The sequence below is a fragment of the Streptococcus mitis genome, assembly GCF_023110375.1.
Lineage (GTDB): Bacteria > Bacillota > Bacilli > Lactobacillales > Streptococcaceae > Streptococcus > Streptococcus mitis_CI.
On the sequence record NZ_JALDVV010000001.1, the window covers coordinates 230,581 to 247,220 of the forward strand.

General features: G+C 26.7%; 5 protein-coding genes. All 5 read left to right on the forward strand.

All coding sequences use genetic code 11. The annotated features are described in order from the left end of the window. Positions 1-15 precede the first annotated feature (15 nt). The gene (locus M1G12_RS01100; RefSeq protein ID WP_247949248.1) at positions 16-10,566 is read left to right on the forward strand and encodes a non-ribosomal peptide synthetase; all 10,551 of its coding nucleotides are present in this window, start codon (positions 16-18) and stop codon (positions 10,564-10,566) included. 28 nt (positions 10,567-10,594) lie between these two features. After that, positions 10,595-12,973, forward strand: coding sequence for an FtsX-like permease family protein (locus tag M1G12_RS01105; RefSeq protein WP_247949249.1), 2,379 nt, complete (start codon positions 10,595-10,597; stop codon positions 12,971-12,973). A gap of 14 nt (positions 12,974-12,987) precedes the next feature. Beyond that, positions 12,988-13,734 carry an ABC transporter ATP-binding protein gene (locus M1G12_RS01110; RefSeq protein ID WP_247949250.1) on the forward strand — a complete coding sequence of 249 codons (747 nt, stop codon included), beginning with the start codon at positions 12,988-12,990 and terminating at the stop codon, positions 13,732-13,734. Between the two features lie 53 nt (positions 13,735-13,787). After that, positions 13,788-15,467 carry an ABC transporter ATP-binding protein gene (locus M1G12_RS01115; protein WP_247949251.1) on the forward strand — a complete coding sequence of 560 codons (1,680 nt, stop codon included), beginning with the start codon at positions 13,788-13,790 and terminating at the stop codon, positions 15,465-15,467. Positions 15,468-15,676: 209 nt separating this feature from the next. Then, on the forward strand, positions 15,677-16,345 hold the full coding sequence (locus M1G12_RS01120) for a 4'-phosphopantetheinyl transferase family protein (protein WP_247949252.1): 669 nt from the start codon (positions 15,677-15,679) through the stop codon (positions 16,343-16,345). Positions 16,346-16,640 lie beyond the last annotated feature (295 nt).

The following is a 16,640-nucleotide window of genomic DNA, read 5'->3' on the forward strand; positions in this document are numbered from 1 at the left end:
AAAGGTAAAGTTATCATGAGAGTAAAAAATAATAATATTGAGATGATTTGTTCTCTTTCTCCACTTCAGGAAGGAATACTGTATCATTATCTAGCAGATGAAAGTAAAACTGACTATGTTGTTCAATATGTATTTAAATGTAATGGAAGTTTAAATCAGAACCTCATCAGAAAAACGCTTGAAATTTTATCAAGAAAATATGAGGTTTTAAGGTCAGCAATTTCCTATAAGAAACTGTCTAAACCTAGGCAAATTGTTCTTTCTAATCGTGAAATTGAATTTCAATATTATGATATCTCAGATGAATTTAATGAAATTCAGATTAATGATATAAACCGAGGATTTGATCTTCAGAAGGATTCACTTTTACGAGTGACATTGATAAAAGTAAACGATTATGAGTACAAGTTATTATGGACATTTCATCATATAATATTAGACGGATGGAGTGTAGGATTAATTCTTAAAGATTTTTTGATATGTTATTCAAAATTTACTGAAGGGTATGAAGTAAAGGACATTGAATTTGAGTTAAATCAAAGAAAAAATGAGGAGACTTCATTTAAAGAATATAAAAATTGGCTAGAAAAACAGAATACTGATGATCAATTAAACTTCTGGAGTGATATTTTAGAAGGTTATGATAACACAATTACGATTAGCCCAACTCAAGTTCCTAAAAAGTCTACCATAAATGTAAAAAGAAATAAAAAGAAATTAGATTTGCGTATTGTTGAAGAAGTAAAGAAAATATGTTCAAATGAGATGATTACTTTGAGTAGTCTATTAGAATGTATTTGGGGTATTACTTTACAAAAATATAATTATTGCGATGATGTAGTATTTGGAGAAGTAATTTCTGGTAGAGAAGGAAATATACATAATGTTGATAGTCTTGTAGGATTACTTATTAATACTATACCTGTACGTGTTACTACTCGTAATAATGAAGAATTTATTCAATTAGTAAAAAGACATCAAAAAACTTATATTGATAAAAGTCAGTATTCTTTATGTTCTCTAGCAGAGATTCAAAATAAAGCCAATATATCAAACAAATCGATTAGAACATTATTTGTCTTTGAAAATTATTTTATTGATTACAAAAAATTTAATGATACAGCAAATCCTTTTCAAATTGAGTTAGAAACTGCAAGAGAAGAAACAAGCTATGATTTAACTCTCAGCGCTAGTGAGCAAGATAATACAATTAATTTTGACCTATTATTTAATCCTAATAAATATACCAATGAGGATATTGAACGAATTCTCACTTATATGGAAAATATCATTTATCAAATTGTGGGAAATTATCATATAACTATTTCTGAAATTGAGTTAATATCAAATTTTGATAAAGAACTTATACTTAAAAATTTTAGTGGGGTCCAATCTACAAAAGTTAGTCAACATACTATAGTTGAATTATTTGAGAGTATTGTAAAAAATAATAAGAATACTGTAGCAATAAAATATAAAAATAAAAGTTATACTTATGACGAAATTAATTCATTGGCTAACAGTTTAGCAAATGAATTAATAAATAGAGGAATAAAAAAAAATAACTTAGTTGCTATTATTGCCAATAGAGATATTTGGACAATTATTGGAATGATTGCAATTTTAAAAGCAGGAGGAGGTTATGTTCCAATTGATCCAATGTATCCATTAGAGCGAATTAGGTATATTATTGAAGATACAAATCCTTTCGCTATATTAGGAAATACCAAGCTTCAAGCAATTGATGTACCATTTATAAACATTTCTAGTTTCAAATTTAATAAAAGCGTAAAAAATCCCATAATAAATGTTAAGGCAGATAACTTAGCATATGCAATATATTCATCCGGTACGAGTGGAACTCCCAAAGGGATCTTAATTTGTCATCGTTCTGTGGTAAGATTAGTGCATCAAAATAACTTTTTAAATCTGAATACTAGTACTGTTATTCTTCAAACGGGTTCTCTTTCATTTGATGCGTCAACTTTTGAAATTTGGGGTGCTCTATTAAATGGAGGAACTTTGGTATTATCTAGCGAAGATTCTTTAAGTAATACAAATATTTTAAAAGAACTAATTTTGGAAGAAAATGTAAATACAATGTGGATGACTTCAACTTTATTTAACCAGGTTGTATCAATAGATTATCATGTTTTTGACACTATTAAAAATTTGATTATAGGAGGTGAAAAATTATCAGAATATTTTGTTAAGTTGTTTAAAAATAAAAACCATTTTACGAGATTAATGAACGGCTATGGTCCAACTGAGAATACAACTTTTACTACTATGTATGAAATTGGCGAGACCTTTACTAAAATCCCTATTGGAAAACCTATTTCTGGAACTCAAATCTATATTTTAAACAATAATTCGGTTTGTGGAATAGGTGTGATGGGGGAACTTTGTACAACTGGCGAAGGAGTGTCAAATGGTTATATTAATCTTCCTGAATTAACTTCTGAAAAATTCATCAATAATCCGTTTGGAGATGGTAAGATGTATAGAACAGGTGACATAGCAAAATGGTTGCCGGATGGTAATATTGAGTATGTTTCAAGAATAGATGATCAAGTTAAAATAAGAGGGTTTAGAATCGAATTACAAGAAGTCGAAAGTATTATCAGAAATATCGATGGAGTTATTGATGCTGTAGCACTTGTTCGCGAAAAAAATATAGAAGAAAAAGAATTGGTGGCATACTATATATCAAAGAATATTACAGGCGAAGAAATAAAAAATATAATGCTTAGCTCTGTTCCTAATTATCTTATTCCGGATGTTTTTATTCCAGTTATAAAAATACCATTAACAATTAATGGGAAACTCGATAAGAAGAATTTGTTGAGAATTAAAGAAGATAGAGTTTCAGAAATAGAACCTCCTATCACTGAAAAAGAATCTATAATTTGCAAGTTTTTTAAAGAGATACTAAATGTAGACAATGTCGGTAGAAAAGATGACTTTATTGATTTAGGTGGCCACTCTCTTAGAATCGTAAAATTAATTAATGCAATCGAAAAAAATTTGGGGGTTAGAATTTCAATAAAAGATGTCTTCGAAAACTCTACGGTTGAACAACTTTCTCTATTTATATCCAAAACAATTGATTCGAATTTTAGTTTGAAAAAAGCGAATCAAAAAGACTATTATAGTGCAACACCACAACAAAAAAATTTATATTATCTTTGTAAAAAGAACCCTGAAAGTACATTATATAACATACCAAATTTATTCCTTTTGCGTGGAAGCGTAGATGAGGCTAAGATTAAAGAAATATTTTTGAAAGTTGTAGATAATAATGAGATATTACGAACAGATTTTTTAGAATTGAATGGTTGTTTATTTCAAAGAATACATTCTAAAATAGAAATTGACTTTGAGTTTTCAAATATTACTCATTCATTAGAAATGCATGAAATTAAGGATCTAATAAGCTCATTTGACTTAAATAAAGGACCATTATTTCGTGTAAAACTTATGAAACTTGATACATTAACTTCCTTCTTATTTATCGATATCCATCATATTATCTCTGATGGCATATCAATTCAATTATTAATGAATCAATTAGCAACACTATATAATGAGTGTGAGATTGAGAGAAGTGAATTTCAGTATAAAGATTATTCAGAATGGTTAAATTCGGTTGATTTAAAAGAAGATTACAATTATTGGAAAAAAGAACTTTGTGATGAAATTCCAGTATTAAATTTTCCAATAGATAAAGTACGACCTAAATTTCAACAATATAATGGAGAGACTATTTCCGGAATAATAAATTTTGATCTAAGAAAAAAAATTAGTAATCTAGCTAAAATAACTCATACTACTGATTTTATAATTTTATTATCAAGTATAATGATACTTTTATCAAAATACAGTCATCAAAAAGATATTACTGTTGGTATACCTTCAAATGGTCGAATCTCAAAGGATTTGGAAAATATATTAGGTATGTTTGTAAACACATTACCTATCAGAGAAAATATTTTAGAGGATCAAAATTTCATATATATTTTAAAGCAAATTAAATCACGCTGTTTAGGTGCATATAACCATCAGTTGTATTCAATTGATAAGATGTTAGAAGTTTGTAACATAGAACAAGATTTATCAAGGAATCCTTTGTTTTCAGTAATGGTTACAATGCAAGAAATTGAAAATATATCTATAAACGATGGCCTTGATATTGAACGTGTTAAAATCGATTCTGGAATTTCTAAGTTCGACCTATCATTTCATATTAATAAAAATAATAATAATGAAATATTCTATGATATTGAATATGCCACTAGCCTCTTTGAAAAAGAAAGTATTGATTTACTAAATCATCGATTTGTTGAAATACTTAATTCTTTAGTTAGTAATCCATATAAAAAATTAGCTGAAATTTCATTATGTGATAAAATAGAACAATTTGAATTGTTTAATAAACTAAATGACACCGAAATCTCATTTCGTATTGATAAAACCGTATTAGATTTATTTGAAGAAATTGCTCAAAAGTATTCTAACCTAACAGCTATTGATGATGGTGATGTTTGTTTATCATATGGAGAATTAAAAAAATATATCGATTTTTATGCATTTTTTCTTAAAAATAAGGGAATAAAACCTGGGGATTTTGTAGCATTATATTTAGAAAACTCAATAGAAATGTTGATAGCAATTTATGCAGTTATGAAAAATGGAGCAGCATATGTTCCGATTGATATGAATTATCCAATTTCTAGAGTCAAATATATTGTAAAAAACTGTAATCCAAAGTTTATAATTAGTAATCGTGAGATTAAAACTAATATTGCTAAACTTGATATTAACATAAAAGATTTAAAATATTCACAAAAAAACTTTCTATCAAAAGCAAACCCAAATTTAACAGCTTATGTTATGTATACTTCAGGGACAACGGGAGACCCAAAAGGAGTACAAGTAGCACATAGAAGCTTAATGAATTACATAGAATATACTTTAGAAAGTTATTTTAAAGGTCAACAAGTTATTCCATTGTTTACAAATTATTGTTTTGATCTTACAAATACAACAATTTTTGGAGGTCCATGTAGTGGCTCAAAACTTAAAATTTATAAAGAAGATGTTATAAGCAATATAACTACTATATTCTCAGATCCTGAAATTACTATTATTAAATTAACACCTTCACATTTGAAAATTGCTTCTATGTTGGATGGAAATCTTAATAAAAATTTAAAAACGATAATAATAGGGGGTGAAGAGTTAGAAAGCCATACTATAAAAAAATTTATAGATAAATATGGTAAAGATATGCAAATTCATAATGAATATGGCCCTACAGAAGCAACAGTGGGTTGTTGTGATTATATCATTAATTTAAATGAAATAGAAAGTAAACCTGTACCAATTGGAAATCCTATTTGGAATACTAAAATCCTTATAATGGATCAAGATGAGATTTGTGGCGTTGGAATACCAGGAGAAATATGTATTTTAGGTACTTGTGTTGCAAAAGGCTATTATAATCTGCCTGAATTAACTAGAGAACATTTCAAAATAGAACCCAATACAAAACTAAGAATGTACCGCACTGGAGATTTGGGCCGTTTCAATACGAATGGTATTTTAGAATATCTTGGACGTTTAGATGATCAGGTTAAGATAAGAGGTTATCGTATTGAATTAAGTGAAATAAATACGGTTGTACAATCATTTCCTGGTATTAAAGATTCAATAGTAATTTCCAAAAAGAATAAAAGTAAAGATCCAAATCTTGTTGTATACTTTGTAGAAAATAATTATGTCTCATTTGAGGAATTAGCTAATTTTTTAGAGTCTAAATTACCTTCCTATATGATTCCAACCTACTATTGTAAAGTTAAAGAATTTCCCCAAACTTTAAATGGTAAAATTGATAAAAATTTACTACCAAAGAATGTTCATAAAATATCATACCAATATTGTAAACCAAGAACACAACTTGAAACAAAAATTTGTAAAATTGTCCAAGACGTACTTTCGCTCAATAAAGTTGGAATTAAAGATAACTTAATAAGAATTGGAGGAAATTCTCTAAAGCTTTTAGAAATAGTTAATAAAATTGATTTAGAGTTAGGTTATAAGATTCCAATTAGTCATGTATTTGATCATCCAACTATTGAAGAATTTGTACCATTTATTGTAAATAATGATATTAATCATCTTAAAAAAGCTGATGAAAAAGATGAATATCCATTATCTCCTTCTCAAAGAATGATATATTTTTCTTCTATAGAGGATGAAGAATCAACTCGATACAATATGCCAATTATTATAGAAATTAATGGAGAATTCAATATTGATAAGATAAAATCAGCTTTTCAAAATTTAGTTGATGAAACTGAAATATTACGTACTTCGTTCATATTAACAAATGGTGTTCCAATGCAGAAAGTTCATTCATCTGCTAATTGTAAATTTGAGTATATTGAAACTTTTAATAATAGAATTTATGATTCAGCGACAAAAAGTTTTGTTCAACCATTTAAACTTAACGAACCAAGTCTTATCAGATTGAAAATTATTAAGTATAATGTAGATTCATATTACATGTTACTTGATTGGCATCATTTAATTGGTGATGGAATTAGTGTAAAACTACTATTCGAAAGATTATTTGAATTATATAAAGGGGATTCAAAAAAACAATTAAAATGGCACTATAAGGATTATAGTGAGTGGATAAATAAACATAACAATGTTCAAGATAAATTATATTGGCAGTCTATATATAAAACTATTCCAGAATTAATCAAATTCCCATTTTCAAGAAATATTAATGATTCAGATAAATCTGCAACCACAATACGGAAGAAAATTAATCCTTTGATCAGCTCCCAAATACGTGATTATGCAAAAAGTAAGGATATATCAGAATTCATGTTTCTATTATCAGGTGTTCTTATTTTATTAAATAGATATACTAAGCAATCTGACTTAGTTATAGGAGTACCCTCAAGTGGCAGAGTAATCCCTGAAACAGAAAATTTAATTGGGATGTTTGTAAATACCTTACCTCTTAGATTTAAAATTGATAAATTAAGCACTTGTAATGACTTTTTTCACTATGTAAAAAGTGTTTGTCTGAATTCATTTGAACATCAAAATTATCCATTTGAGAAAATTGCTAAACAGATAAACTTAGATTTTCAAAATGTTGCTCAACCTTTTTTGAACACAATGTTTACATACAACAATATAATCAATGTTCAAAGTTTTAATATTCCAAATGTAGATATTAAAATCAGAGATATAGATCTTACTGAAACAAAATTTGATTTGACAATAAGTATTAATCTAATTAATGATTACTATGAGATAGTGTTTGAGTATAGGACGGGAATGTTTGATGAGAGAGTAATGTCTTATATGATAGATCATTTATATAATTGTTATCTCTCTTTGTTAGATAGTTCATCTAATATAATAGATAATGTTAATGTTTGTACATTAAAGGAAAAAAATATGATATTGTCTAAATTTACAAACAGAGAAGCATATTTTGATGTAGACGTCTCACTATCAGAAATCATATCAAATAATTCAATTAAGTTTCCCGATAAAACTGCAGTTGTATATTTAGATCAACATATAACATATAAGCAATTAGAAGAACTTTCAAATTCGTGCGCCTATTCTCTACAAATTAATGGTATTGAAGAAGGTGATAAAGTAGCAATAATTTGTAACAAAAACATTGAAACAATCGTACTATTTTATGCAATTATAAAAATTGGGGCAGTTTATGTTCCCATTGATTCTAAAAACCCAATAAATAGAATTCAAATGATTTTAAATGATTGCAATCCAAAACTAATTATTAACTCAGCATCTGAGATTACGAATTTTAGCCCAACAATTGATATTAAAGCATTAATGGTACATCAAAAAAATCCGGTAATAAAAAATAAAAAAAATATTTCTAGATTAGCTTATATAATATACACATCAGGTACTACAGGTTCTCCAAAAGGTGTAATGGTATCTGAAAGAAATATCTTAAGTTTAGTATATGATTCTGATTATACTGATTTAAATAATAATATGATTACTGCACAGACTGGCTCATTAGCATTTGATGCTTCAACTTTTGAAATATGGGCAACATTAGTTCACGGAGGAGAATTACATATACTAGATGAAGAATTATTATTAGATATTAGAAAAATGAAGCAATATATTATTGATAGAAAAGTTTCAACAATGTTTTTAACTGTTTCTCTATTTAATCAGTATATTGCAAATGAAATTTCTATGTTTGATTCTATTAAGTACCTTATGGTTGGAGGAGAGAAAGTTTCAGTTTCTCATATTAATCAATTATTGCAATATAACAAGAAAATTAAATTAAGCAATGCATATGGACCTACTGAAACTACAACCTTTGCTTTATCTTATAAAATAAATAAACAGGAATCTTCTATACCAATTGGTAAAACTATAAAAAATGTACAAGCTTACATCGTTAATTCAGAAGAATTATGTGGAATCGGCCTTCCTGGAGAGTTATACTTAGGTGGATCAGGAGTAGCCATGGGATATCTTAATCAACCTACTTTAACTAAAAATAAGTTTATAAAAAATCCTTATGCTAAAGGACTAGTATATAAAACAGGTGATTTGTGTATGTGGCGAGAAGACGGTATGATTGAATATCTTGGTCGACTTGATAATCAAGTAAAAATTCATGGCTATAGAATCGAATTAGAGGATATTGAGGCAGCTATAAGAAAAATTCCAAAAATTAAGGATGCAATTGTAATTCTTAAAGAAACAGAAACAGGGGAGAAGCAAATAATTTGCTTTTATATATCAGATCAGTTTTTAAATATTAATTTTTTAGTTAAATCTCTTAGAGAATTGATTCCCCAAAATATGATCCCAAAAGCATTCATAAGAGTTGACAATATTCCTCTGACGATTAATGGAAAAGTAGACAAGCAACTTCTTCTAACAAAATTTGAAAAAAATTCTATAGCAATTGATCGAACAAATACAACATCGACTGATTTAGAAAAAGAAATAATTAAAATTTTTAAAACCGTGCTAAATGTTAATGATGTTAGTACTACTTGTAGTTTTTATGAATTAGGAGGCTCATCAATTGATATTATTAAATTAATTTCTTTTATCCACTCTAAATTCGGTGTAAATATTTCAGTTAAAGATGTAATGAGGGGACAAAATATAAAAAATATAGCAAATACTGTTGGAAAATTATTGAATCAAAATAATTTTACTATTATTAATAAATCCGTAAATAACGAAAAAAATATAAATAATAGTGAACTAAAAGAGTTAAAGACATATTTAGATAAAATAGAAAATAAACAAAAGAATATAGTAGGTGTTGAGTACAAGTTAAATAAGGCACAATTATTTTGCTATGATATTGGTGCAAAAACTTGCAAAATAGAAAGCAATATTATTAATCATTCATCAAATATAAATGATGAAGATTATTGTAATATAGTTTGGAAGAAAGCAATTACTAGATTTCCTATTTTGAATGATTGGATAAATTTAAGCGAGTCTTCTAAAAAAATAATTAGTAATTTGGATTTTGATACTATAAGCATACCTTTATTTGATATTTCTAAACTTGATAAAAAACAACAAATTAATGAGATAAATATTTTTTCGGAATTTATTCAACAGTTTTTAGAAAAACTAATTCTAAGACCTATAGCATTAACAGTAGCTTTTAAAGTAAATAGTAAGGAAATACTTCTATTAAGTATTATTTCACATATCGTATTTGATGGTGTTAGTGGTCAGATATTACAGGATTATATTGAAAATGTGAGTTTTAAAAATGAAAATAATAATAAAACGAGTGATTATAAGAATTATGTTGATTTCTTCGATAAAACAATCAGTCCTAATGTAAAAAGGGAATTTTACCAAGTTTTCGAATTAGACAAATTTACTACTCAAGTAAAAAATCAAAACAAAAAAATTGCATCAAAAGATTTGATAATGATAAATCATAAGGTTGAAAATATTAACATTAATAATAACAATTTGTATGATCTGTTCGATTTAGTTGAAAGTGCATGGATCAGAAGCTTAAAATATGCATTTGGACTTGAAGAATTAGCATATTTCACTTTAAATGTTATAAGAAAAACAAAAAATTATGATTTTACTAATGATGTAGGTTTGTTTTTACAATTTATCCCTCATACTAATTCAGATTCTTTCATTTTTAAACAAACTCATTATAAAGAAAAGTTCACATTTTTATATAATAACGATTTATCTAGTAATCATATTTTATTTGCAGATGATGAAGTATTAGAAAAAATAATAGATACTTCATATAGCTTTATACCAGTTTTGAATAACACAATCACTTTAGGAAACGTTGCAAAACAAATTACTGGTTTTGAAAAAAATAGCAGTAAAAAATGTTCAGGCATTCCCATAACTAATATATATTTTAAAGATAATACTATCTATTTTGAAGGCTTATTGACTACTTTAGAAAGTGAAAATAGTGTGCGTTCTATGCTCAGCAATGCATTTCAATCTTTAAATAAATTTTAAACAAATCATAATAGAAAGGTATGCAGTTATGCTGATATTTAAACAAATCTTTCGTGATTTATCTCGAAACAAAGTGATAAATTTAATTGTTCTGTTGATAATTACAATTGCTGGACTACTTTTAGCAACTAGTGTAAATCTTTTACTTGTTAGTTCTGGTGGAGGGGAAAAACTAACTGAAACGGGTAAAATTGGTGATGCGATGATATACATTTCATCATCAGAAAAAAAAGATTTTGAAATAAATCGTTATTTTGATAATAGTAATAAAATCTCATCATTTGAAACAACTCAAACAATAGTAGTAGAAAAGAATAATTTAGAGTTTTCTGCGAACGGTAAGAGCTTTCAATCGCTTTCACCTAGTGTCACATATATGTTCTCAACTCTTCCGAAAAATTTAAACGTTGTCATTGATAAGGATAATAAACAGATTAAAAAAATTTCAGAAGGCAGTATTTATATACCTTATTATTTTCAAAAATTATATGATATAAAACAAGGAGATAAATTAATAATTAATTTATCACGTGATAAATTTGTTTTTGAAGTAAGAGGCTTCTTTAAAGATCCTTCTTTTGGTTCAAGTATGATGTCAATAAAAAGGATAATGATGAACCCTAACGATTACTCAAAATTGAAGAAATTAATAGATAAAAAGTATTTGTTTAATTTAAGTTCAGTTGTTTTTGATAATACTTATAATAGTTCTCATTTCGAAAAAGATTTTACTAACAATACTGGTTATATACCTACCGCAGTATTTTCAAAAGAGCTTTTCTCTCTTTCAAATTTTATGGATAACGGCATTATCGCAGCTTTATTGTTACTAATAAGCATTATAGTTGTATCTATAGTTATTTTAATTTTATTATTTTTAATAAATGCTTTAATAAGAGATGAGAACAAAAACATAGGTGTAATGAAAGCTATTGGTATACCTATAACAACAATTAAAAGTTTATACCTTTATAAATACATTATACTTTCTATAATTGGAGGAGGAATTGGTTTTGTTCTGTCACTATTTATAACAAATCTAATTATATTAGATTACTCCAAATCGATAATACTTCCTGATATTTCTGAAATATTATTATATTGCTTGATTTCGGAAATGGTAATGGTTGCTTCAATTGTTTTCTTAATGTATATTGGAATGAGAAAAATAAAAAAATATAGTCCAATTGAATTTTTACATGATCAAATCGAAAAGAGGAATAAGAATAAAAATGTCCTTAAGATATATAGAACAAAATGTAAAAATATTGGAACAACTTTAGCCACAAACGAAGTACTTTCAAAACGGAAACAATATATTGTTTTATCAACCATATTTACCTTATGCATTTTTATTTTAGAAATTCCATTGGCGTTAAATTATACCATTAATAAAGAAGGATTTATAAAAAATTATTCAGGAATTTCATATGGAGATATGTATGTATTGAATCGTGAAATTTATGACGATAATGGCTTTGTAAATATTGAAAAGACTAATCGAGATTTTAAAGAATTGACCGATGAATTTCAGAACAATAATTTGTCTGTGGAATTAACAAAGGAGTATGCTGGCAATGCATTGTTGATTTCTAACTCTGGCACTACCCAAAAAAATATAACGTTTTTAATTAGTGATAACAATTTTAAAGAGAGTACTTTTCTCGTAGGAAATGCACCCATTGAAGATGACGAAATTGCAGTAACGACAATTATTTCAAAACAATATAATATTTCGATTGGTGATAATATTAGATTAAAATTGGGTGATAAAGAGACAAAATGTAAAGTTGTTGGTATTTTTCAGTCTGTTTATAATGGTGGACAAGTTGTCAAACTAGGTGATAAATTTAAAAAAGATTATATTCTTTCAGTAAAATATATTGGAAATTTCACAAAGAAAACAAATTTTTCTGTTTATAATCTAAAGAAAAAATTCCCCAAATTGACAATTTACTCCGCTGAAGAATACCTGGGAAATTCAGTGCAATCATTAACTATAGCAGTTAATTCGGCTGTAATTGTTATAATTATTGTTGATTTCATAATTATTCTTTTACTTTCATATGTTTTTATTGTTTTATTTATTAATCGAGAGAAGAATCAAATTGCAGTTTTGAAATCTATTGGGTCAAATTCGTCATTAATTAGAACCTGGCAAGGAAGCAGGATTATTATTGTTTTACTTACATCACTTTTTATGGGAATTTCTTTATCGATAATATTTGGAAGTAGTTTTATACAAAGTGCACTAGGAAATTATGGAATTGCTCAAATAAATCTTGAATTTGATTTAGTTAAATCATATATATTTGTTCCCGTTATGTTTTTAACAATAACTATTTTAGGAATACTGCTTGGTTTAATACAAATTAATAAAATTAACTTTGAATCGATAAGTGATTAAAAGAGGTGAGAAATGTGAATAAAAGTATTATTTCAACTAAAAATTTAATAAAGTACTATGGGAATACAAAAATATTAAACGAAATTAATTTTGATATTCATGAAGGTGATTTTATTGCTATAATGGGGCCATCAGGATCAGGAAAGTCGACATTGTTATACTCAATAAGTGGTATGCATGATTTTGATTCCGGTAGTGTAAAGTTTTTAAATTATGAGTTATTCAGACTTAAAGAAAAGAAAAGAATGAAACATAGGCTTGAAGATATGGGATTTGTTTTTCAACAAATGCATATGTTAAAAAATTTATGTATAATAGATAATGTTATACTTCCTGCTCTAATTCTCCGTAAAGAAAAAAAAGAACTTATTTTAAATCGTGCAAAGAGTTTGATGGAAAAATTAAATATTATAGATTGTAAGGATCGCTTGGTATCAGAAGTTTCAGGCGGTCAATTACAAAGAGCTTGTATTTGTAGGGCACTAATAAATAAACCAAAAGTTTTATTTGCAGATGAACCTACAGGAGCATTAAACTCTAAAGCTTCTAATGATGTAATGGAGATTTTTAAAACCATTAATAACGAGGGGACAACTGTTGTGTTTGTATCTCATGATGTCAAAATTGCTTCGTACGCTAGTAAGGTAATTTACTTGCTTGATGGCAATATTAAAGGTGTGTTTGAATTTGATCAATTAGAAAAAGATACAAGCTCTAGAGAAAAGAAATTGAAAGCTTGGTTAGATGAGAAAGGCTGGTAACAATACATTCCGTTTGATTTACGATAAGATACTAAAAAGGAAAGGTGATCATTTTGAAGAATATCATTAAAATGAACTTTGGTTATTTCTGTATTGCTAGCCTATTAACAGTATTATCAGTTGGATTCGAAATAGCTGTTGCAATTATATTGATGCTGATATTGAATTCTGCATCTGACGGTTCACTAAATAAGCTGATCTCTATTTTGGTAGTTGGTGTTTTAGTTTTAGTAGTAAATGTAATATTTAGTTATTTGCTTAGATATTATAGAAATAACATTATTTTTAGAATAATGTGTAACTACAAAGAATATATTTTTCGTAAAATTTTAAACTTAAATACAAATTCTTTTAATACTAGTAAGACTGGAAGATTTATATCAGCTTTAAATAATGATGTGAATTCCATAGAGATTAATCTTGTTGAAAGTTACTTCACTATATTAAAATTAATAACGCTCCTTATTTGTGGTATAGTTTCAATGGCGATATTAAATATCAGGATATGTATTATTGTATTGTTGCTTTCGATTCTTCCTTTAGCTGTTTCCCTTATATTTAGTAAAAAAGTTCAAAATTCAGAAAAAAATGTATCGTTAGTAAATGAATTATATACGTCTAGTATTAAAGATATGCTAAGTGGTTTTTCAGTAGTTAAAAGTTTTAATGCTGAGGATGAAATACTAAACGTATTTAACAAAGTAAATCTAAACGTTGAAACTGAGAAGAGACATAGGAGAAACAATATAACAAATATTGAAATTTGGACAAACTTTATTGGTTACTTCGTTGTAATGGCAATGATGGGTATAGGAGGTTATCTTGCTATTAAAGGTGAATTGAAAGTTGGTACTTTGCTTGCCTTTATTCAATTGTTTAATTACATAATAACACCATTTGAAAAATTACCTACAGTTATCTCTAAGTATAAGGCTGCTGATGAACTTATAACTAAAATTAATGATTACCTTATTGAAAACAATGATAGTAACTTGATTTTAAAAAAACAATTCGATAATAAAATTGAAATCTGCAATGTGACTTTTGGATATGATAACAACGAGGATGTACTAAAGAATTTAAATTTCACATTTGAGAAAGGAAAAAGTTACGCAATTGTGGGAACAAGTGGGTCTGGTAAAACTACCCTTCTAAATATCTTATTGGGTATTAATAAACCAAATGAAGGCTCTGTGCAGATCGATGGAGTAAGCGTAAGTAGTATTAGTCCACAAAATATTAGCGATCTATTTTCTGTCGTACAACAAAATGTTTTTATTTTTGATACTACTATAGAAAATAACGTTACAATGTATAAACATTTTGATCAAGATATTGTAAATAAAGCCATTAAATTTTCTGGTCTATCAAATATTTGTAATGCAAGGGGAACACGATACATGTGTGGTGAGAATGGTAAAAATTTATCTGGTGGGGAAAAACAGAAAGTTTCGATTGCGAGAACATTAATAAAGCAAACACCGATAATTATAATGGACGAAGCTACAGCGTCATTAGATACTGAAACAACATTTGAGGTAGAAAATGCCATACTTGATTTAAAAAATACGACCCGAATTATTGTCACTCATAAATTATATTCAAATATGTTAAAAAAATATGACAAGATATTAGTATTAAAGAATGGTAGAATCATTGAAGATGGAAAATTCGATGAATTGCTAAGAGAGAGAGGTTACTTCTATATGCTGTATAGTTGTATGCAAGAATAGAGCATACAAGACTTGTTTATATTTATTACAAAAACTTCTAATGGTTCATTGTATTACTTTAATTTATAACCTCGAATATTACACACAATACTTAAATTTAGTATTATAAACAATAAAAGCTAAGATTAATTAAATATTTCAAGTTCAAAATCTGATTTAAATTATTTATATATAATTGTAAATAAGAATATTATAGAAAAGGAAGTTTAATGAAACCTGGAGTACTTAAGATTTTTATATTTTCTGATGAAGATTTCTCCATTCTAAATTTCAATAGATTAATGATAAAGTTACCTATTGATAGAAGGAACTATGTAAATAAGTTTAAAAACTATGAAGATAAATGTAATTCATTAATTGCTTATTTGTTGACTGTTTACGGTATTAAAAAAATTTTTAATACTGAATTGAGTGGATTATCATTTTCTTACACTAATTTTGGCAAACCATATTTCACTAATTATCCAAATATACATTTTAATATTTCCCATATTAAATCAAAGGTGATTTGTGCTATCTCGGATAATCCAGTTGGTGTAGATATTCAGGATATAGTTGAAATAAAAAAGAATTGTTATAGTAGTGTACTATCCACAAATGAAATAGAGTATTTATCTACTCATGACAATTCTAATATTGAATTTTTAAGAATTTGGGCTATTAAAGAAGCGTATACAAAATATACAGGATTGGGATTAAATCAAGATTTTGATAAATTAAACATAGTATCTTCAGAATCAAATGACATTAATTTTAACGGTACTAATATTCATGTTTTTTGCAATGAAAATTATTACATTGCTGTTTGTAGCAAAGGATGTTCTAATAATTGTAAAATAGAAAAAGTGAATTTAAAAGACTTGCTTTCGTTGGTATGAATTGATAAATTTTCCAGTAATCACTTAATTTGTTGTTAAGACTTATTCATCTTTATTAAAATGTAGATTTGTAAAAAATAAGTTAATGATCCTTATGAATGTACTGACTCCAAAAAGTTAGACAATTAATTTTTATTTTTAGACGGTTAATAGATTTTGACCGTCTTTCTTAATATTGTCTAACCTATAATAGATATGCTTATGAGAAGTGTTTAATAAATTAATTTTAGTTCAAAATGTCCAATTTGGACACTTTGAATGATTTCTTAGTTTTATATATTATACTTTTCTCAGG

What these genes read in the sequence shown, in the direction of transcription:
- M1G12_RS01100 (WP_247949248.1), top strand. Translation starts at nt 16, where the DNA reads ATGAGAGTAAAAAATAATAATATTGAGATGATTTGTTCTCTTTCTCCA.
- M1G12_RS01105 (WP_247949249.1), top strand. Translation starts at nt 10,595, where the DNA reads ATGCTGATATTTAAACAAATCTTTCGTGATTTATCTCGAAACAAAGTG.
- M1G12_RS01120 (WP_247949252.1), top strand. Translation starts at nt 15,677, where the DNA reads ATGAAACCTGGAGTACTTAAGATTTTTATATTTTCTGATGAAGATTTC.